The following is an 18,617-nucleotide window of genomic DNA, read 5'->3' as shown; positions in this document are numbered from 1 at the left end:
TATGGAAGCTCCAGCTACCCAACTCGAAACCGGCACCTACGAAATCCTGCGTAACCGCCTGCAAGCCGCCGGCACCGACCTGCGCCAGCGCCTCGAACTGCTCAATGCTGAGCGCAAGCAGGTGTTCGGGGCCGTGGATACGCGCCTGATTGGCACCGGCCGCATCAGCACCGAGTACAACTGCGTGGCCTGGGACCTGGTGCCGGTGGGCGGGCGGTTCATTTTCGGCTACAACGTGGTACTGGGCCTCAAGGCCGAGCCCGATTTGGCCGACGTGTTCGGGGTGTACGAGTACCAGGACCACGATTTCCGGCCCCTGGGGCTGGAGCTGCTGGCCGATGTCAGGTTTGAGGAGGAGTTCCGCAACCTGTACCGCTACTACAAGAACACCCAGTTCGTGAAGTTCGCCGTGCTCGGGCCGCACCTGTTCATGGTGTTCCGCATTGGCAAGGGCTCTTCGGATGTGAAGACGTTTAAGTGGCTCATGCGCGGCGACACGCTGACCTACCTCGACAACCGCTCCGACCACGAGTACGGGTTTCCGCCCCAGCACGAATTTGGCTGGCAGCGCGCCACCCGCGACATGCACCGCGGCGGCCGACACCCGCATGTGAGCATAGCAGACAAGGTATTCGTGGAAACCGTGGGCGGCGACCTCACCATCAAAGTGGAGGACAACACTGCCACCGGGCGCGGTATTCTGAGCGAGCCGGTCGATGACAAGGACCAGACCCTCGACGACTCGGAAATCTACTACGCGGTGGTGGGCAACCTGGTGCTACTCAAAATCCGGCCCTACCAGGAGCAGCAGTACCGCTACTTCATCTTCAACTACAAGCTCAAAAAGGCCCAGCGCCTCGATGCGCTGGCCGATGCCTGCGTGCTGCTACCCGACGGCCAGGGCCTGATTTTTCCGCACGGCTTCTACCTGCAAACCGGCGACAACAAGCTGTTTGACAACGGCCTGCGCGACATGCTGTTCGAGAAGCGCCTGGCCTCGCCCAACGGCGAGGATTTCCTGTACGTGTTCTATAACAAGGACTCGGGGCTGTACCTGCTGCTGAGCTACAACCGCATTGCCCAGCGCGTGGACAACCCCATCGTGTGCCACGGCTACGCGGTGTTTGAGAACGGGGAGCTGTGCTACTTCCGCACCGACGAGGAGCCCAAGAAGCACCACGCGGTGCAAATCTGGCAGACGCCGTTTACCGGGCCGGATTTTGAGTTGCCGGTTACCTCCGACTCTTACCTATACAAGCTCGGCAACAAGGAGATTGTGCGGGCCATGAGCGAGGTGCAGGAAGTCCTCACGCTCACGGGCAAGGACGATTCATACGCCGGCCTCTACCTCGACCTCATCCGCCAGACTACGGCCCTCACCGACGCCTACCATTGGCTGCGCGAGCCCGCCGCCCAGGACCTGGCCGCCCCGCTCAACGACATCCGCCAGGCCGCCACCGCCGCCGTGGAGGAGTTTGAGAAGGTGCGCAGCATCCGCAAAAGCACCGTCCAGCAAACCCAGGACGTTTTTCAGCAGGCCACCGAGCTAACCGACCGCATCCGCCGGGCTGCCCCCGACGATGTGACCGGCTTCGTGCAACTGCTGGGCGAGTTGCGGGCCGTGCGCGGGGCCGTGGTGGGCCTCAAGGAGCTGCGCTACGTGGAGCTGCCGGCCGTGGAGGAGCGCGCGGCCACCCTCGAAACGCTGACCCAGGAAGTGGCCGGCCAGACCGTGGAGTTTCTGCTCCGCGACGACGCGCTGGCCCCCTACGAGCAGCGCGTGCAAACCATATCCGATGGGGTAGAGCAGGTGGCCAAAACCGTGGAGGCCGACGAGCGGGAGCGGGAAACCACCGCGCTGGCCCAGGAGTTGGAGCTGCTGATTGACGTGGTCAGCAACCTGCCCATCTCCGACCCCACCCAGACCACGGCCATCATCGACCGGATTTCGACGGTGTACGCCCGCTTCAACCAGATTCGGGCGGCCCTGAAGCGGCGGCGGCAGGCGCTGGCCGGCACCGAAGCCCAGGCCGAGTTTACGGCCCAGCTCAAGCTGCTGGAGCAGGCCCTCACCAACTACCTCGACCTGGCCGATACGCCTGCCAAGTGCGACGAGTACCTGACCAAGCTCATGGTGCAGCTCGAAGAACTGGAAGGCCGCTTCCCCGACTTCGACCAGTTCCTCGACCAGCTGACCACCCGCCGCGAGCAGGTGGTAGAGGCGTTTGAAGCCAAGAAAGTGGCCCTGGTAGCCGCCCGCAACCAGCGTGCCTCTGCCCTGCTGCAAAGCGCCGAGCGGCTGCTGAAGGCGGTGCAAACCCGGCTGGCCCGCCTCGAATCGGTAGCCGATATCGGGGGCTACTTCGCGGCCGATTTGATGGTGGAGAAGGTGCGCCAGACCGCCCGCGAGCTGCTCGAACTGGGCGACCCGGTGAAGGCCGACGATGTGCAGAGTCGCCTGAAAACCCTGCGCGAAAACGCCGTGCGCCAGCTGCGCGACCGGGCCGACCTGTACGCCGACGGCGGCCAGACCATCAAGTTCGGCCCCTACGCTTTCACCGTGAACACCCAGCCGCTGGAGCTGACCGTGGTGCAGCGCGACAACGCGCTGTTCTACCACCTCACCGGCACCAACTTCTTCCAGCCCATCGAGGATGAAGCCTTGCTGGCGGCCCGCCCGGTGTGGGACCAGACCGTGGTATCGGAAAGCCCCGACGTGTACCGGGCCGAGTTTCTGGCCTGGCGTATCCTGCAGGCGGCCCACCACCCCACGCCCGCCAACCCCGAAGCCGGCCGCACCACCGTGCTGTCGGTGGCGGAAATGGCCCACTTGAGCGAGGGCGAGCTGCTGAGCTACGTGCAGCAATTCATGGCCCCGCGCTACGCCGAGGGCTACCTCAAAGGCGTGCACGACCACGACGCGGCCCGGCTGCTGACGGCCCTGGTGCGCCTTACCCGCACCGCCGACCTGCTCCGCTACCCCGCCGACACCCGTACCGCCGCCGCCCTGTTCTGGCTCCGCTTCTGTGACCCCACCCAGCGCACCCACTGGCAGCGCCAGCTGCAGGGCATCAGCACGCTGCTCCAGGTTTTCCCCGACTCCCGCCAGTTCGACGCCCTGCAAGCCGAGCTGCAAACCGCCGTGGAGCAGTTCGCCCGGCAAACCGGCCTTTTCACGCTTGACGAAGTACAAGAAGCGGGGGAATTTCTATTCGCTTCGCTAATTAAAAATGAAGAATCAAAAGTTAAAAATGGTCTTCCTGTTGAGCCAGTAGATGTCTCCGATCCAGTCAAAATCAGGAAGCAGGACAATAACCAACCCAGCCCTAACAACCAACAACTAACAACTGACAACTCTTTCCCTATTTCCCAGGAGGCGGCCGACCTGTACCGGCAGTTCCAGCAGCAACTCCAGGAGCGGCGGGCCACTGAGCTGTTCGGGCAGTCGGTGGCGGCGCTGGCGGGGCAGCCGGTGGCCCAGTTTGCGCTGGTGCGGCAGTGGGTACAGGCGGCCAGACCCCTCCCCCAACCCCTCCCCAAAAGGGAGGGGAGTCAGGCGCCAAATTCCTTTGCCGCCGCGACAGAATCAACTAATCATCAGAACGCACCCCTCCCTTTTGGGGAGGGGACGGGGGAGGGGTCCACAAGCAGCGCAACCGAGGTAGCCCTGCTACTCCTAACCGACTCCTTCGACGCCGCCCGCATTGTGCCCACGCCTACCCGCGAAACCCTCACCGGCTTCCAGGGCACCCACCCGCGCGTCGATGGCACCAGCTACCACCTCGATTTCCCCGCTTTCCGCCGCCGTCTGCTGCGCTACAACCAGCAGCTGGTGCCGCAGTTCGAGGGGTTTCAGGCGCTGAAGAAGCAGCGGGTGGCCGAGGCTACGGCGGCGTTGCGACTGGAGAGCTTCCGGCCGCGCGTGCTCACCTCGTTCGTGCGCAACCAGCTCATCGACCAGGTGTATCTGCCGCTGATTGGGGCCAACCTGGCCAAGCAGATTGGTACGGCCGGAGAGGGCAAGCGCACCGACCTGATGGGCCTGCTGCTGCTGATTTCGCCCCCCGGCTACGGCAAAACCACCCTCATGGAGTACGTGGCCAACCGGCTGGGGCTCATCTTCATGAAAATCAACGGCCCGGCCATCGGCCACTCGGTCGTGAGCCTCGACCCGGCCCAAGCCCCCAACGCCGGGGCGCGGCAGGAGCTGGAGAAGCTCAACCTGGCCTTCGAGATGAGCGACAACGTGATGATTTACGTCGACGACATCCAGCACTGCCACCCCGAGTTCTTGCAGAAGTTCATCTCGCTCTGCGACGCCCAGCGCCAGATTGAGGGCGTGTACCGCGGCCGGCCCCGCACCTACGATTTCCGGGGCCGCAAGGTGGCCGTAGTGATGGCCGGTAACCCCTACACCGAAAGCGGCGACGTGTTCCAGCTGCCCGACATGCTGGCCAACCGCGCCGACATTTACAACCTCGGCGACATCCTCACGGCTGGCTCCGAAGCCGCGTTCCGCCTCTCCTACCTCGAAAACGCCCTCACCAGCCACCCCACCCTGGCCCGCCTGGCCACCCAAAGCCCCCAAGACGTACCGGCGCTGCTGCGCCTAACCGAAACCGGCTCGGCCGAGGGCCTCACCTTCGAGGGCAACCACTCGCCCGAGGAGCTGAACGAGTACGTGGCCGTACTGGGCCAGCTGCTGCGCCTGCGCGACGTGGTAGCCAAGGTAAACACCGCCTACATTGCCAGCGCCGCCCAGGCCGACGCCTACCGCACCGAGCCGCCGTTCAAGCTCCAGGGCTCCTACCGCAACATGAACAAGCTGGCCGAAAAGGTGCGCCCCATAATGAACGACCAGGAGGTAACCGACCTGCTGGCCGCCCACTACGCCAGCGAGGCCCAAACCCTGACCAGCGCCACCGAATCCAACCTGCTTAAGCTGCGCGAACTGCTCGGCTGGCTCACCCCCGCCGAAGCCGCCCGCTGGCAGGAAATCAAAACCACTTTCCAAGCCAACATCCGCAACTCCGGTGCCGGCCAGCTCCTGCAACTCCTGGAGAAGCTGGAGGGCATTACAGGCGGTTTGAGCGGGATTCGGCAGGCGTTGAAGGGAGGATGACAAGCATTCATAAAGAAAGGAGCATGTTAAGCGATGCGGAGTGCACCTAATCTGACGCCAATGCTCTACTCCTGGTTTTCTTCATATTCTTTGTTTGCCTGAATGTCTTGCTTCACGAAATCTTTCAAGTCTTGCCCCATATGCAAGCCTTCGTGCGACCAGATAAAATCATCTATTTCCTCGTCATAAATTTCTTCCCGGGGAAACCCATCATGCGCGGCCTGATAAACTGTCGTGTCAGCAGAGGTTTCCAGACTGATAAAAAAATCATTGCCGCCCCCATCTGTTCCAATGCAAAACTTTCCCCGGCACGGCCCTACTTGCCTCGGTACACCTATTTCTTTGTTCGTTTGAAGAAGCCACTCCGCATCAGTTGCTAGTGAAAGGTGCTCTTGATCAGTGAGTGGCCCTTGCCGCATTTTCTGAATAAGCTCTGTCTCCTGTAAATGAAAATTCTTGTAATACACAGGAAGCTCTACACGTAGCTCCTGTTCCAGTCTATTGAAATCTGTTTGTGTCAGAAAAATCATGTGGCGAAGGTTTGAGTGAGTAATATAGACTTCCCATAAGCCTCTTGACTACTATAATATGATTGTACCCCGCACCAAACAACTCTCCTGTTACTGATATGGGCCTGACACCCACTTCGGACGTCCACAGCATCCTGTGGTTCTTGGCCGGCGCGGGGGCCCAGGTTTGGGGCAACGCCACCCGCCTCCGCTGCCGCTACATGCGCCGCCACGGCCGGCCGGCTACCGGGCTCGTTAGTGGCACCGTCACCGAATCATTCGACCCCGACGATAGTTACAGCAGCCAATTAGACCCGTTTAGCTTCTTTCCCACCGTCCGCTTCACCACCCACGACGGCCGCCGGATTTGCCAGACCATTTTCACTTTGAATCCGGTGTACTATGGCCAACAGCCGCACGAGCTACCTCTACGCTACCACCCTGATGGGCCCGACGATTTTCTGCCAGACTCTTCGCTCCGGCCATTGCTGGACGTCGTGGCTATGCTGGCCGGCGTGGGGGCCATTGGCTACGCTGGCTGGTCAGTATTGATCCAAATATGATTGTTCATGTCGCCAATTGAGGAGCGCAGCTACTCGGCCTCTCATTGCGGATTGAATACCTATTAATTAACCGAGGCAGCCAGCCCAACGAACCGTCGCGCTATGCCGCCAGTAACCCGATATGCGCTACGTGGTGGCGGCCGTGCCAGCTGTACTGCACCAGCGCCTGATCGAGGGAGTAGGTGCGGTCGTAGAGCGGGTGGTAGAAGGTGCGCTGCCACTCGGCGTCGGTGAGGTGCCAGAGCAGCGTGACCCAGCGCGAATGCAACGCCTCCAGCAGCGCCAACGACACCGTAACGGGCACCGCGTCGTTGTCGGGCAGCGCGGCCCAGGCGTTCATATCGAAGGCCCGGATAGTGGAATTGTCCTCGGTGAGGGCCAGGCGGTAGCGCAGGTAAAAGTTCAGATGCACATCGGCTACATGATGAATTACCTGCCGCCCGCTCCAGCTGCCGGGGCGGTAGGGCTGCTCCAGGGCTACGCCCCCGGCCCGGCGGGCAGCGGCCATGAGCTGGGCCGGCAGCGCCGCCAGCTGCTCGATGTAGCCGGCCCGCTCGGCAGCCGTCAGGGGTTGTTCGGGCAGTGCGGGGGCCTTGCTGATGGGGTATTGGCGGTCGATGAAGGGAGGTTCCATAAGCAGTCAACCGCCACCGCCCGGGCAGGTTCGCCCGCAGGGCGCGGCCAGCTACCCCGGGGCCCAAACGCCCCGTTCCCCTCCCACTACCAACTGGTCAGGATCAGCTGCTTATTTACGTAATCTATGGTGGTGCGGTACTGGCTGAGCATGGGGTAGCCCGCAATGCCCTGGATACTCGCTGCGCCGGGCGTTTTGTTGAGGTGGGAGATGTCGGAAAATACGGTTCGCTGCCGGCGGAAGGCCAGCTTTCCGGCCAGCTGCATTTCGGGCAGTTGGCCCTGCACTACCTGCCGGGTGGCGCTGCCGGCCCCGGCCAGCGTGGCCTGGCTGCTTTTGCGCAACCTGGAAGCCAGGGCCGGGGCCAGCTGCTCGTCGAGCAGGTTGCTTTGGGCCCCCGTGTCGAGGGCCAGGTCGTAGGTCTGGCCGGCTAGCGTGAAGGGCAGCACCGGCAGGTGGCCGCGCAGCGTGAATGGCACCGTGAGCAACGGGACGGCCGCCGCGGTTGCGGCCGCATCTTCGGTACCGGGGCGGCGCAGCTCCACCCGGCCGGCCCGGTAGTCGAGCGTCAGGGCGTACTGGTTCAGCAGGTTGTAGCCGATGATGCCCAGCAGGGGCGTCCCGTTCAACTTTTTCTCCACCTGCGTCAGGTCGACGGTGGGCACCTCCTTGTTCTGAAAGCCCAGCCCCTCCCAATCGAAGCGGCCCACCTGGTAGTACGACATGGCCCCCACCGAACCGTTCACGCCCATGGGCGCAGTGGGGTTTGGGGCCGCCATCGTGCCAGGCATGGCGAACCGCGCCTTGTTGAGCACGAACGAGGAAGCCCCCGTATCGAGGAAAAACGCCCCCCGCCGTCCGTCGATTTCGGCCTCCACCACCATCAGGCCGTCAATTAGTTTGATGGGAGCCGTCAGGCGCGGGGGCAGGGCCAGGTCTTCGGGCCTGAACTTGGTGTCAATCTTTTTCGCCTGGGCCATGCCCAGGTTCAGCTCCAGAAACTTGTTGGCGGGCGTCAGCAGGAAATCGTACTCCTTTTCCTGCTCCTTGCGGGTGAGGGCGCAGACGTAGCGCGTGTTCTCGCCTTACGGCTGCTGGCGAACCAGCCGCGCGCCACTCACCGGGCCAATTGCCGCCAGCAGCTGGGGTAGCAGTTGCGCAGTGTAAGCGGCCGGAAGCTGATCGACCCGGGTTTCATCGGTTAGGTAGGGCTGGAGCGGGGCCGCCGACTTCCCCTCGACGGCCGCAAAGAACTGGTCGAGGGGCTTAACGCCCAGGGGCGCTTGGGCATGGGCCGGGGCCAGGCTGGCCAGGTAGAGCAGGGCCAGCAGGAGGAAGGGTTTCATAGAGTAGGGGGATGTATGAGATAAGCGTTGCAACTTCAGTCCGGCCACCAGCCCGGGCCGCGTTTCGCCATTCAGCCCGGGCTGGTGGCCGGACCTTGAAGCCCCCTAAATTGCGCTCTTACTTGCGTTGCATCGCCGCTTTTCAACAAACTGCCCCGCAGAACGCAGGCAACACGCTCCTACCACCCATGAACCACGTCCCTACTCCCCCCGACCTGCTCGATGAGCTGGACTTTCTGCTGACCGAAGGCAACGCCCACGTCTCGCTCGAAGATGCCTGCACTGGCCTCACGCCGGCGCTCATCAATACTACGGTGCCGGGACTGCCGCACACCATCTGGCAACTGGCCGAGCACCTGCGCATTGCCCAGTGGGACATCGTGGAGTTCTGCCTGAACCCGGCCCACGTCTCGCCCGAGTTTCCGGCCGGCTACTGGCCCCCGGCCCCCACCCCGCCCGCCGATGCGGCGGCCTGGCAAGCCACCCTCCGGGTACTGAAAGCCGACCGCACTCGTTTTCTGGAACACCTGCGCCATGCCCCCAATCTGCTCGCGCCCCTGCCCCACGGCACCGGCCAGAACCTACTGCGCGAGGCCCTGCTCATCGCCGACCACAATGCCTACCACGTAGGCCAGATCGTGCTCGTGCGCCAATCACTCGGAGCCTGGGCGTAACGCCCGGAACGCAGCCACGCGGCCAGGTAGGGGTTTCCGGGCCACTTGCGGCCGGCCGGGCTTCTTACACGGCTTACCTTGAGTAGTGCTTGTCGATGAAGGGATTATGCATGTGTAGGTAACTGTTCCCTCGCGGTTGGGATTTAGTAGCGGTTTCAATCGCCGCCGCCCCGTTGTACCCGCGTTCAGCCAGCCGGTTGCCATTCCGGGGTGACAAGAAGCATACTGTCGCCACCCCGCCACGGCCGGGGTGTGGGCAGAATCCGGCGGCCAATGCCTAATCTTGCGGCCCCGCTGTTCCGGGTTCCCTATGATTCACTACCTGCTGATTGACTGCCCCGACGAGCCCGGCCTCGTGTACCGCACCTCCGAAGTGCTCTTCCGCCACGGCCTCAACATCCTGCGCAACGGCGAGTTCGTGGAGCCCTACGACAGCCATTTTTTCATGCGTACCGAGTTCGATGGCGACTGCGACCCGGCCGCCCTCATCCGCGACCTGCAGGCCGCGCTGCCGCCCACGGCCGTTGTCCGGCTCCGCAACGACCAGCCCCGCCGCATCGTGGTGCTGGCCACCCGCGAGCACCACTGCCTCTCCGAGCTGCTGGTGCGCCACTTTTTCGGGCAGCTGCACGCCGAAATCCTGGGCGTCATCAGCAACCACGACAACCTGCGCACCATCACCGAGCGCCTCGATGTGCCCTACCACCACATCAGCGCCGAGAGCCTGAGCCGCGAGGCCCACGAGGCCGCCGTACTGGCCCAGATTCAGCAGTACGAGCCCGAATACGTGGTGCTGGCCCGCTATATGCGCATTCTGTCGCCCGAGTTCGTGGCCCACTTCAGCGGCCACCTCATCAACATTCACCACAGCTTCCTGCCGGCCTTCATTGGGGCCAGCCCCTACGCCCAGGCCTACGAGCGGGGCGTAAAAAGCATCGGGGCCACTGCCCACTTCGTTACCGACCAGCTCGACCAGGGCCCCATCATCGCCCAAAGCGTCATCCCGACCGACCACACCCAGAGCGCCCGCGACATGGCCCAGGCCGGCCGCGACGTGGAAAAGCTTACCCTGGCCCGCGCCCTCACCCTGGTTTGCCGCGAGCAGGTATGCGTACACCGCAACAAAACCATCGTGTTCGAATAAGCCCGACAGGGTGGAGTAGCAGCTAAAAAGCTAGCTCCCCCCTCATTCGAGGAAGGGAGCTAGCTTTTTAGCTGCTGAAGATGTTTAGAAAGTCAAAAGCACGTCATGCTGAGCGCAGCCGAAGCATCTCTACCGCTTCGTTGTAACTGTTCACTCGAAGCGGTAGAGATGCTTCGGCTGCGCTCAGCATGACGTCCTAATTGATTCCGGGTACTTCCTAAGCAGCTTCGCTACTAATTACGGAGCAGTACCCCGAATTACATCCGCGAGTAGTGCTCGTCAATGGCCTTATCCATCGCGCCCTTGAACGACAGCAGCAATTTGTCGCGCTCCATTTCCGGCAGCTGCTGCAGGGCCCGCTCGAAGGTCATGCGGTACACGTGGGTCATGAAATCGGCCCCATACATGGTGAAAAAGCCGTCGTGGATCTTGTCGAAAGCCAGCTTTTCGGCTGACGAGATGGAAAGCGAAAGCGCCAGCCATTCTTTGGCGTTGTTGGCTAAGCTGAGTTGCAGGTCCTGATCCATTGAAGGGGGCGAGAGTTGGGGGAATGAAAACGAAATGGGGCGAAAGCCGGCCTTACTTCAACTGGCACTAAGTGCAGACGGTCCATGCCTTACCTGGCGTCTGCTTGCCGAAGCATTTTTACCGCTTCATTGTTTTCAGCATCGATGACCACTGCGCGTAGGGAGGCTTCGGTAAGCACATAGCAGACAAGGCGTAACACTCAGGTCGGCAACAAAATAGGAGTGACATTTAAGCGACACTCCGCAAGGCACCATTCTGTTGCCGAGAAGCCACAGCCATCAGCCGGATACCTCGGCGGGCCAGTTTACCTGGCGCAGCAGCACGCGCAGCTCGGCTTCGGAAGCCACGCGGCCCTGGAAGCAGTAAAGCAGTTGGCCGTTTACTGCTTCGAGCAGCGTCATTTCGCCGTCGGCGTAGAGCACCACGGTTTCCTGGCCGACTTCACTGGGGCGGCTGTAGCGCACCTGCCCGGCCGGCGAGGAGTTGCTGCGGAAGCCAAACTTTGCCAGCAATTCGGCCGGGGGTTGGTAAGAAGAATCCATGGAGAGAAAGCCCAGAAACGGGGCGCGGGGCCGGATGGCCGGGCGCTAAGCCACTACCGCAGTGCGCACGGGCCGTAAACAGCCACGCCCGAGTCATCAAAGCCCCGGAAGGTCGTCATTTTCCAGCCAATTTTAGCCTGAAGCTCCTCCGTAACGCATAAACCGCTGCAGGTAGGGAGCCGTTTTGCTGGCTTTGGACTTGGCTACCGTGGCAGGAGGGCCTTCGGCTACTACCTGGCCGCCCTCGTCGCCGGCGCTGGGGCCCATGTCAACCACCCAGTCGGAGGCCGCTACCACGCGCATGTCGTGCTCGACTACCACCACGGTGTTGCCGGCCGATACCAGTGCCTGCAGCTGCACGAGCAGGCGCTCCACGTCGGCGGGGTGCAGACCGGTGGTGGGCTCGTCGAGCACGTAGAGGGTGTGGCCGCGGCCGGGGCGCTGCAGTTCGGTGGCCAGCTTGATACGCTGGGCCTCGCCCCCACTCAGTTCGGTGGCCGGCTGGCCCAGGCGCAGGTAGCCCAGGCCCACTTCGCGCAGCACCGTCAGGGCCCGGTACACCGGGGGCTCGTCGGCGAAAAACGCACTGGCCGCGTCCACCGTCATGCCCAGCACCTGGGCGATATTCTGGCCGTGGTACTCAATTTCGAGGGTTTGCTTGTTGTAGCGGGTGCCGTGGCACACCGGGCAGGGCGCGTACACGCTGGGCAGGAACAGCAGCTCCACCATCACAAACCCTTCGCCCTGGCAGTTGGGGCAGCGGCCTTTCTTCACGTTGAAGGAAAACCGACCCGCATCGTAGCGGCGCTTGCGGGCTTCGGGCGTGGCCGCGAACAGCCGGCGCACGTGGTCGAAGAGGCCAGTGTAGGTGGCCATGTTCGAGCGCGGCGTGCGGCCAATGGGCTTCTGATCGACCTGCACCAGCCGGGTCAGCGGGGCCACGCCTGGCGAGAAGCTGAACGTCAGCGCCCCGCTTCCCTCGTCGCGATCGTCGCTTTCGGCCGCCAGCAGCTCGTCGGCTGTTTCCGGCTCATCCTCCATTGGCGCTTTGGCGCGGGCACTCTTCACTTCCAGCCTCAGCAGTTGGCTAACCAAACTTGATTTTCCGGAGCCCGACACGCCCGTTACGGTCGTGAGCACGCCTAGCGGGAAGCGCACGGTGAGGTTTTGCAGGTTATGGCGCGTGATGCCGGCCAGCTCCAGCCAGCCGGCCGGCGTGCGGGGTTCGGTTGTGGCCGTTGGCTGGCCTTCTTCAGGGAACAGGAACCGGCGCGTCTGGGAGCCTTTTACCTGCTTCAGCCCATCGGGCGGGCCGCTGTACAGAATTTCGCCGCCCTGCTCGCCCGCCTCGGGGCCCACGTCCACGAGCCAGTCGGCGCGGCGCACCACATCCAGGTTGTGCTCGACTACGAACAGCGAGTTGCCGGCGCGGCGCAGGCTGGCCAGGGCCGTGAGCAGCGCCTCGGTATCGGCCGGGTGCAGGCCCGCCGAGGGCTCATCGAGCACGTACACTACCCCAAACAGGTTGGAGTAGAGTTGAGTGGCCAGCCGGAGCCGCTGCAGCTCGCCCGGCGAGAGGCTGGGCGTGCTTCTTTCCAGGGATAAATAGCCCAGGCCCAGATCGAGCAACACCGCCAGCCGGGCCCGCAGGTCTTCGGCAATGCGGCGGGCGGCCTCCACCTGGGCCGGGTCGTGGGCAGCGTGCCGGGCGTGGCCGGTTTCGGTGCCGGCCTCGTAGGGTTGCAGCAACGTGGCCACCTGCTTGAGCGGCAGGGCATAAAAATCGGCAATATCGAGGCCCGCAAACATTACGCTCAGTGACTCGCGGCGCAGGCGCTTGCCGTGGCAGCTGGGGCAGGCGGTGCTCAGCATATACTGCTGCACCCGCTTCTTCATCTGGGCGCTCTGGGTGTTGCCGAACGTGTAAAGCACGTGCCGCCGGGCGCTGCTGAAGGTTCCCATGTAGTTGGGCTCCTGCTGGCGCTGCACGGCCCGCCGGGTTTGCTCGGGCGAGAGGCCGGGGTATACCGGCACCACCGGCTGCTCGTCGGTAAACAGAATCCAGTTCCGGTCTTTCTGGGGCAACTCCTGCCAGGGCGTATCCACGTCGTAGCCCAGCGTTACGAGGATGTCGCGCTGATTCTGGCCGCCCCAGGCCTGGGGCCAGGCGGCAATGGCCCGCTCGCGGATGGTGAGCGTGGGGTCGGGCACCATGCTCTGCTCCGTGACTTCGTACACACGGCCCAGCCCGTGGCAGGTGGGGCAGGCGCCCTCGGGCGTGTTGGCCGAAAACGCTTCGGCATAGATGATACCTTGCCCTTTGGGATAGTCGCCGGCCCGCGAGTAGAGCATGCGCACGAGGTTGGAAAGCGTGGTAACCGAGCCCACCGACGAGCGGGTGGTAGGCGTACCACGCTGCTGCTGCAGGGCCACGGCCGGCGGCAGGCCCTCAATAGAATCCACCTCGGGCACCGCCATCTGATGAAACAGCCGCCGCGCATACGGCGACACCGACTCCAGGTAGCGGCGCTGGGCCTCGGCGTACAGGGTGCCAAAGGCCAAACTGCTCTTGCCCGAGCCCGACACGCCGGTAAACACCACCAGCGCATCGCGCGGCACATCAACGTCCACGTTTTTCAGGTTGTGCTCGCGGGCACCGCGCACTTGTACGAAGCCGTTGAAATTAGTGGTTGGTTGAGCAGAGTCGGACATGTAAAAGCAATGGGGATGAGGGCCCCGTATACGGCGCCGATCAGAAACCGGCTGGTGCCCTTAACCGGCTGCTTTACGGCCGGTTTTGCTGAGCGGTAAAGGCGTGCTGATGTGCACGATCAAAAAAAGTATCTTTGTTGCGTTATACCGAACCCGTCAATACGCGCTTATGCCATCGTTTATTCGCTTTATTATCTTATTAGCTATATACATGCTGTCGGCTCTCTCCACCAGCGCACAGGGGCCGCTGCTCGTCAGGCACTGGGACAAGACCTACAGTGGCAACGCCGGCGACAACCTGCAGGTTATCCGGCCTACTCCCGACGGCGGCTACCTGCTGGGCGGCTCGTCATCATCGAATGCGGGCCTCGACAAATCGCAGGACAGCCGGGGTAGCGACGACTACTGGCTGGTTAAAATTGACGCCGCGGGCACCAAGCAGTGGGATAAAACCTACGGCGGTACCGGTCCCGACTGGCTGAGCGCCATCATTACCACCCCGGATGGCGGGTACCTGATCGGCGGCTCGTCCGCGTCGGGGGCTAATGGCGACAAGTCGCAGGCCAGCTTTCCGTCCGAAGTCGAGGGCGTGCCATCGTGGGATTACTGGGTGATACGGCTGGATGCGCAGGGCAACAAGCTATGGGACAGGACGCTGGGAGGAAACCAGATTGATATGCTTAACTGCCTCGCCCTTACCGCCGAGGGTGGTTTTCTGCTTGGTGGCTACTCCTACTCTACCGTATCGGGCCAACGGACGCAACCCCGGACGGGCCAGGTCGATGGCTGGGTGGTTGGGCTCGATGCCCAAGGTAACACCCTCTGGGACGCGGCCTACGGCAGAGGAATCGATAGCCGGGTAAACAGCATCGCGCCCACTCCGGATGGACTCGGGTACGTGCTGGGCAATACCTGCTACCAGGGCAACAACTCGGACTATTGGCTGGTGCAGATTACGCCCGGCGGCGAGGTGGTCTGGAACCAGGCGTACGGGGGCACTTCGAACGATAACCTGACCTTGGTGCAGGCGACGGCCGATGGCGGCTACCTGGCGGGCGGCTGGTCGTACTCCGATACTTCGGGCCAGAAAACACACCCCAACCGCGGCGGACCCGACTACTGGGTGCTGAAGGTGGATGCCGCCGGCCAGCCGCAATGGGACCAGACGCTAGGCGGCAACGGCTTCGATTACCTACGGGCCGCGCTGCCCACGGCAGACGGGGGCTACCTGCTCGGCGGGTTCTCGGAGTCGGGCGTGAGCGGCGACAAAACCCAGCCCGTCAGCGCCGGCACCCGGCCGGGTGCTTTCGATTACTGGGCCGTTAAGTTGCGCAGCGACGGTTCCAAGCAATGGGATCTGACGTTTGGCGGGCCAGAAACAGATAACCTGTACGGCTTGGCTGCCACGGCTGATAACGGCTTTCTACTGGCCGGCACGTCCAGCTCCGGCGTAACGCTGCCCGACAAAACGCAGGCCTGCCAAGGGATTTCCGACTTCTGGCTGCTCAAAATTGCGCCCCCGCCGCCGGGCCTCGTCAGCATCAGCGGCCCGCCGGCGCTATGCCCGGGCGCTACGGCCTTATTACAGGTAACTACTACGCCAACGGCCACCGGCCTGCGTTGGAACACAGGTGCCACCACCGCCACCATCAGCGTCGGGCAACCCGGCATGTATACCGTCACGGCCACTTTCCCTGGCGGGGAACCCGTAACGGCGCAGCATAGTATAGCGGCCAGTACCGTAGTGCCGCTGCCTGTGGAGGGCCTGGGCCCCGATACGACCCTGTGCACGGGAGCATCCGTGATGCTGTACGCGCCGCTGCCATTGCGCAACGGCCTGCGCTACCAATGGTCCGACGGCTCCAGCGGCCCCACCCTGCGGGTGCAGCAGGCAGGCACCTACACGCTCGAAATCAGCAATGGTTGCTCCTCGCGCCTGCTTACCAAGCGCGTGGCCGTCGCCTCGTGCCTGTTCGTGCCAAACGTCATCACGCCCAACGCCGACGGACGCAACGACTACTTTGTTCTGAAGGGCGTAGCACCCGGGTCCTGCAAGCTGCAGTTGTTCAATAGGTGGGGGCACCAAGTTTTCGTAGCGGGTGCCTACCAGAACGACTGGGGAGCAGAGGCCGCCGCCGGCACCTACTACTACATCCTGCAACAGGCGGGTTTTCCCATTTATAAAGGCTGGTTACAGGTGATACGATAGCCCGCGGGCCACCCCTGCTGGCCAGCAAATGCCTCAGCCGTACACTTCTTCCAGCACCAGGCTCGCCGAGTTGATGCAGAACCGCAGCCCAGCCGGCGCCGGCCCATCGGCCGAGACGTGGCCCAGGTGGCCGGCGCACACGTTGCAGCGCACTTCCACGCGGTGCATGTGGTGGCTGTCATCAAACTGAAACCGCAGGGCGTAGCGGCTGGCGGGCTGCGTGAAGCTGGGCCAGCCGGAAATGGCGTGGTACTTGGTGGCCGAATCGAACAGCAGCTGCCCGCAGCCGGCGCAGCAGTAGCGGCCCGGCACATAGCTGCGGCAGAATTCGTTGCGGTAGGCCGGCTCGGTTTCGGCCCCGCGCAACACCCGAAACTGCCGCGCCGTGAGCCGGGTAGCCCATGCAGCCTCCGGCAGATCCAGGCGGCGCACGGGCTCAGGGTTGCCGTAGCGGGCGAATATGAGGACGTCGCACCAGCGCAGGAGCGGCAGACCAAAATCCTTAATTTTCATACATTAGCCCCGAAGATTTCCTACAAAGCACTCCCAGATATGGAAGTCCTCTACGACTCGCCGCCGCTTGCTATTTCTTATGATCCGGCTCACGAATGGCTTTACGTGGAGTGGCGCGGCAGCCATACGGCAGCCAGCGCCCGCAGCGGAGGCGAGCAGATACTGGACTGCCTGCGCCAACAGCCGTGTCGCAAAATGCTCAACGACAACACCTTGGTAACCAGCGACTGGGAGTCGGCCGCCCGCTGGGTGGGAGGCGAGTATTACCAGCAACTGGCCGAGCTGCGGATGCGCTACGTGGCCTGGGTGTGCGCCACCAACTGGTCGGCGCGCAAGAGCATGGAAACGGCCATGCTCTTCATTACCGAGCCCACCGTGGTACTGTTTGATGATGTGGCCACGGCCTACACCTGGCTCGCGCGGCAGGGCCGCCACTGACCGGCACCCGACCGGGTCGTGGCTACGAGCTGCACGAGAGTGTAGCGCTGCCGGGCTTGGCAGCGGCCCACTCGGGACGGCGGGCGGCCAGCGCCTCGTGCTCAGGCTGCTCTTCAAAAGGGCGCTTCAGTACCTCGTGCAGGGTGTGCAGCGGGGCCAGGTTGCCCGCCTCGGCTGCTTCGATGGCCTGCTGAGCCAGGTAGTTGCGCAGCACGTACTTGGGATTTACGGCCAGCATGCCGGCCCGGATGGCTTCGGGCGTGGCCGGCTCCTGCCGCAACCGGGCGGCATACTGCCCCAGCCACGCCCGTAGCGACGCGCTTTCCGCAGCTTCGGGCGCGGCATACGAAACGGCACTCAGCAACTCCCCTGCCAGCTCTTCGGCTGATTCGTCGGTCAGCAGCCGGGGCACGAGGTGGGATAGGTGGCGGTAGAACAGCGTCATATCCACCTGGGCCCCTTCCATGGCTGGCAGCAGGCCCCCGACGAACTGTTTGTCGGCGGCGTCATCATTGGAAGCCGTGAGGCCTATTTTGGCCAGCAGGCGCACGTGGTGGCTGCGGTTGAAAGTGGCCACGTACTGGTTGAGGGCCGGGCGCAGCAGCTTGGGGTCGGGCACCAGCGGCGTGAGGGCCTGGGCCAGCTGCGTGAGGTTCCAGAGCACCACCTGTGGCTGCTGCCCGAAGGCGTAGCGGTAGTTGGTGAAGTCGGTGGTGTTGGGCGTCCAGCCGGGCTCATAGGGTTCCAGCCAGCCGTAGGGGCCGTAGTCGATGGTGAGGCCCAGGATGCTCATGTTGTCGGTATTCAGCACACCGTGCACGAAGCCCACCGTCTGCCAGTGCGTCACCATTTCGGCCGTCCGGCGGCATATTTCGGTCAGCCAGGCCACGTATACTTCGGGCGTATCGGGCGAAGGCGTACCCAACTCGGGAAAGTGGTGGCGGATTACGTAGTCGGCCAACGCGCGCAGGTTGTCGGTTTCCTCGTGGGCCAGCAGCAGTTGGAAGTTGCCGAAGCGCACGAATGAGGGCGCCACCCGGGCTACTACGGCCCCCGGCTCATCCTGGGCGTTGCCATCGTAAAACATGTCGCGCAGCACCTGGTCGCCGGTACTTACCAGGCTGAGGGCCCGGGTGGTGGGCACGCCCAGGTGGTGCATGGCTTCGGAACACAGAAACTCGCGCACCGAGGAGCGCAGCACGGCCCGGCCATCGGCGCGGCGCGAGTAGGGCGTTGGCCCGGCCCCTTTCAGCTGAATTTCCCAGCGCCGCCCGTCCTGGCCCGGCAACTCGCCCAGCGAAATGGCGCGCCCGTCGCCGAGCTGGCCGGCCCAGTTGCCGAACTGGTGGCCGCCGTAGCGGGCGGCGTAGGGCCGCATCGAGTCGGCCACGCGGTTGCCGGCCAGCAGCTCGGTGGCCGCACCCTGCTCCGGCGGCCGCTCCAGGCCCAACTCCTCTCCCATCTCCTGAGACCATTCCAGCAGCCGCGGATTTGCCACCGGCGTAGGCGCTACGGGCGAGTAGTGGTAGCCCGGCACCTGCCGCGGCACGTTCTCGCGCGAAGGGTCGCCGGCCAGCTCATCGACGAAGGAATTGGTAAACGTGGCGGTTTCAAGTGATTTCATAAGAGCGTAGTTGAGAGTTGGCAGGCAAAAGCCGATGCCATGCTGAGCGAAGTCGCAGC

Annotated in this window: 15 protein-coding genes; 6 read left to right on the top strand and 9 right to left on the bottom strand. The window is 63.5% G+C overall.

Annotated features, from left to right (window positions below; translation table 11 throughout):
- Position 1 precedes the first annotated feature (1 nt).
- Positions 2–5,122 (top strand): DNA repair ATPase, encoded by a 5,121-nt coding sequence (locus HW554_RS04020; protein ID WP_176907064.1) that lies wholly within the window; start codon positions 2–4, stop codon positions 5,120–5,122.
- A 65-nt stretch (positions 5,123–5,187) separates the two neighbouring features.
- On the opposite strand, the gene HW554_RS04015 is transcribed toward HW554_RS04020, so the two are convergent.
- A complete protein-coding gene (locus HW554_RS04015; protein WP_176907063.1) occupies positions 5,188–5,652 on the bottom strand; it encodes an SMI1/KNR4 family protein in 465 nt (154 codons plus the stop codon).
- A 98-nt stretch (positions 5,653–5,750) separates the two neighbouring features.
- Between HW554_RS04015 and HW554_RS04010 the strand changes: the two genes are divergently transcribed.
- On the top strand, positions 5,751–6,194 hold the full coding sequence (locus HW554_RS04010; RefSeq protein ID WP_176907062.1) for a DUF3592 domain-containing protein: 444 nt from the start codon (positions 5,751–5,753) through the stop codon (positions 6,192–6,194).
- Positions 6,195–6,294: 100 nt separating this feature from the next.
- Here HW554_RS04010 and HW554_RS04005 read toward each other — a convergent pair whose 3' ends face one another.
- The 3 genes from HW554_RS04005 to HW554_RS03995 all read right to left on the bottom strand — a co-directional run bounded on the left by HW554_RS04005 (position 6,295) and on the right by HW554_RS03995 (position 8,174).
- On the bottom strand, positions 6,295–6,828 hold the full coding sequence (locus tag HW554_RS04005) for a YfiT family bacillithiol transferase (protein ID WP_176907061.1): 534 nt from the start codon (positions 6,826–6,828) through the stop codon (positions 6,295–6,297).
- Between the two features lie 86 nt (positions 6,829–6,914).
- Entirely contained in the window at positions 6,915–7,808 is an 894-nt protein-coding gene (locus tag HW554_RS04000; protein ID WP_176907060.1) for an aspartyl protease family protein, read from the bottom strand.
- A 105-nt stretch (positions 7,809–7,913) separates the two neighbouring features.
- Positions 7,914–8,174: a hypothetical protein gene (locus HW554_RS03995; protein WP_176907059.1), complete on the bottom strand. Its 261-nt coding sequence runs from the start codon at positions 8,172–8,174 to the stop codon at positions 7,914–7,916.
- Positions 8,175–8,362: 188 nt separating this feature from the next.
- On the opposite strand from HW554_RS03995, the gene HW554_RS03990 reads away from it, so the two are divergent.
- Entirely contained in the window at positions 8,363–8,848 is a 486-nt protein-coding gene (locus HW554_RS03990) for a DinB family protein (RefSeq protein WP_176907058.1), read from the top strand.
- A 310-nt stretch (positions 8,849–9,158) separates the two neighbouring features.
- Entirely contained in the window at positions 9,159–9,992 is an 834-nt protein-coding gene (gene purU, locus HW554_RS03985) for a formyltetrahydrofolate deformylase (RefSeq protein ID WP_176907057.1), read from the top strand.
- Positions 9,993–10,249: 257 nt separating this feature from the next.
- Here purU and HW554_RS03980 read toward each other — a convergent pair whose 3' ends face one another.
- The 3 genes from HW554_RS03980 to HW554_RS03970 form a co-directional block, all read right to left on the bottom strand.
- A complete protein-coding gene (locus HW554_RS03980; protein WP_176907056.1) occupies positions 10,250–10,519 on the bottom strand; it encodes a hypothetical protein in 270 nt (89 codons plus the stop codon).
- 279 nt (positions 10,520–10,798) lie between these two features.
- A complete protein-coding gene (locus HW554_RS03975; RefSeq protein WP_176907055.1) occupies positions 10,799–11,062 on the bottom strand; it encodes a hypothetical protein in 264 nt (87 codons plus the stop codon).
- A gap of 132 nt (positions 11,063–11,194) precedes the next feature.
- A complete protein-coding gene (locus tag HW554_RS03970; protein WP_176907054.1) occupies positions 11,195–13,774 on the bottom strand; it encodes an excinuclease ABC subunit UvrA in 2,580 nt (859 codons plus the stop codon).
- A gap of 211 nt (positions 13,775–13,985) precedes the next feature.
- Here HW554_RS03970 and HW554_RS03965 point away from each other — a divergent pair, with 211 nt between their 5' ends.
- Complete coding sequence (locus HW554_RS03965; protein ID WP_176907053.1) at positions 13,986–15,983, top strand: gliding motility-associated C-terminal domain-containing protein; 1,998 nt, start codon at positions 13,986–13,988, stop codon at positions 15,981–15,983.
- 33 nt (positions 15,984–16,016) lie between these two features.
- Here the strand turns inward: HW554_RS03965 and msrB are convergent, their stop codons facing one another.
- Positions 16,017–16,496 (bottom strand): peptide-methionine (R)-S-oxide reductase MsrB, encoded by a 480-nt coding sequence (msrB, locus tag HW554_RS03960; protein ID WP_176907052.1) that lies wholly within the window; start codon positions 16,494–16,496, stop codon positions 16,017–16,019.
- A 39-nt stretch (positions 16,497–16,535) separates the two neighbouring features.
- On the opposite strand from msrB, the gene HW554_RS03955 reads away from it, so the two are divergent.
- Positions 16,536–16,934 (top strand): STAS/SEC14 domain-containing protein, encoded by a 399-nt coding sequence (locus HW554_RS03955; RefSeq protein WP_176907051.1) that lies wholly within the window; start codon positions 16,536–16,538, stop codon positions 16,932–16,934.
- A gap of 22 nt (positions 16,935–16,956) precedes the next feature.
- Here the strand turns inward: HW554_RS03955 and HW554_RS03950 are convergent, their stop codons facing one another.
- A complete protein-coding gene (locus HW554_RS03950; protein WP_176907050.1) occupies positions 16,957–18,558 on the bottom strand; it encodes a protein adenylyltransferase SelO in 1,602 nt (533 codons plus the stop codon).
- Positions 18,559–18,617 lie beyond the last annotated feature (59 nt).

It is taken from the genome of Hymenobacter lapidiphilus, from assembly GCF_013377885.1.
GTDB lineage: Bacteria > Bacteroidota > Bacteroidia > Cytophagales > Hymenobacteraceae > Hymenobacter > Hymenobacter lapidiphilus.
The sequence above is the reverse complement of the archived record's forward strand: the minus strand, read 5'-3'. Positions and strand labels throughout refer to the sequence as shown.

Excerpts from the sequence above, each read along its gene's own strand:
- HW554_RS04020 (WP_176907064.1), top strand. The coding sequence starts at position 2 with ATGGAAGCTCCAGCTACCCAACTCGAAACCGGCACCTACGAAATCCTG.
- HW554_RS04005 (WP_176907061.1), bottom strand. The coding sequence starts at position 6,828 with ATGGAACCTCCCTTCATCGACCGCCAATACCCCATCAGCAAGGCCCCC.
- HW554_RS03975 (WP_176907055.1), bottom strand. The coding sequence starts at position 11,062 with ATGGATTCTTCTTACCAACCCCCGGCCGAATTGCTGGCAAAGTTTGGC.
- HW554_RS04000 (WP_176907060.1), bottom strand. The coding sequence starts at position 7,808 with ATGGCCCAGGCGAAAAAGATTGACACCAAGTTCAGGCCCGAAGACCTG.
- HW554_RS03950 (WP_176907050.1), bottom strand. The coding sequence starts at position 18,558 with ATGAAATCACTTGAAACCGCCACGTTTACCAATTCCTTCGTCGATGAG.
- HW554_RS03955 (WP_176907051.1), top strand. The coding sequence starts at position 16,536 with ATGGAAGTCCTCTACGACTCGCCGCCGCTTGCTATTTCTTATGATCCG.
- HW554_RS03965 (WP_176907053.1), top strand. The coding sequence starts at position 13,986 with ATGCTGTCGGCTCTCTCCACCAGCGCACAGGGGCCGCTGCTCGTCAGG.
- HW554_RS04010 (WP_176907062.1), top strand. The coding sequence starts at position 5,751 with ATGGGCCTGACACCCACTTCGGACGTCCACAGCATCCTGTGGTTCTTG.
- purU (WP_176907057.1), top strand. The coding sequence starts at position 9,159 with ATGATTCACTACCTGCTGATTGACTGCCCCGACGAGCCCGGCCTCGTG.
- HW554_RS03995 (WP_176907059.1), bottom strand. The coding sequence starts at position 8,174 with ATGAAACCCTTCCTCCTGCTGGCCCTGCTCTACCTGGCCAGCCTGGCC.
- HW554_RS03980 (WP_176907056.1), bottom strand. The coding sequence starts at position 10,519 with ATGGATCAGGACCTGCAACTCAGCTTAGCCAACAACGCCAAAGAATGG.
- HW554_RS04015 (WP_176907063.1), bottom strand. The coding sequence starts at position 5,652 with ATGATTTTTCTGACACAAACAGATTTCAATAGACTGGAACAGGAGCTA.
- HW554_RS03990 (WP_176907058.1), top strand. The coding sequence starts at position 8,363 with ATGAACCACGTCCCTACTCCCCCCGACCTGCTCGATGAGCTGGACTTT.
- HW554_RS03970 (WP_176907054.1), bottom strand. The coding sequence starts at position 13,774 with ATGTCCGACTCTGCTCAACCAACCACTAATTTCAACGGCTTCGTACAA.
- msrB (WP_176907052.1), bottom strand. The coding sequence starts at position 16,496 with ATGAAAATTAAGGATTTTGGTCTGCCGCTCCTGCGCTGGTGCGACGTC.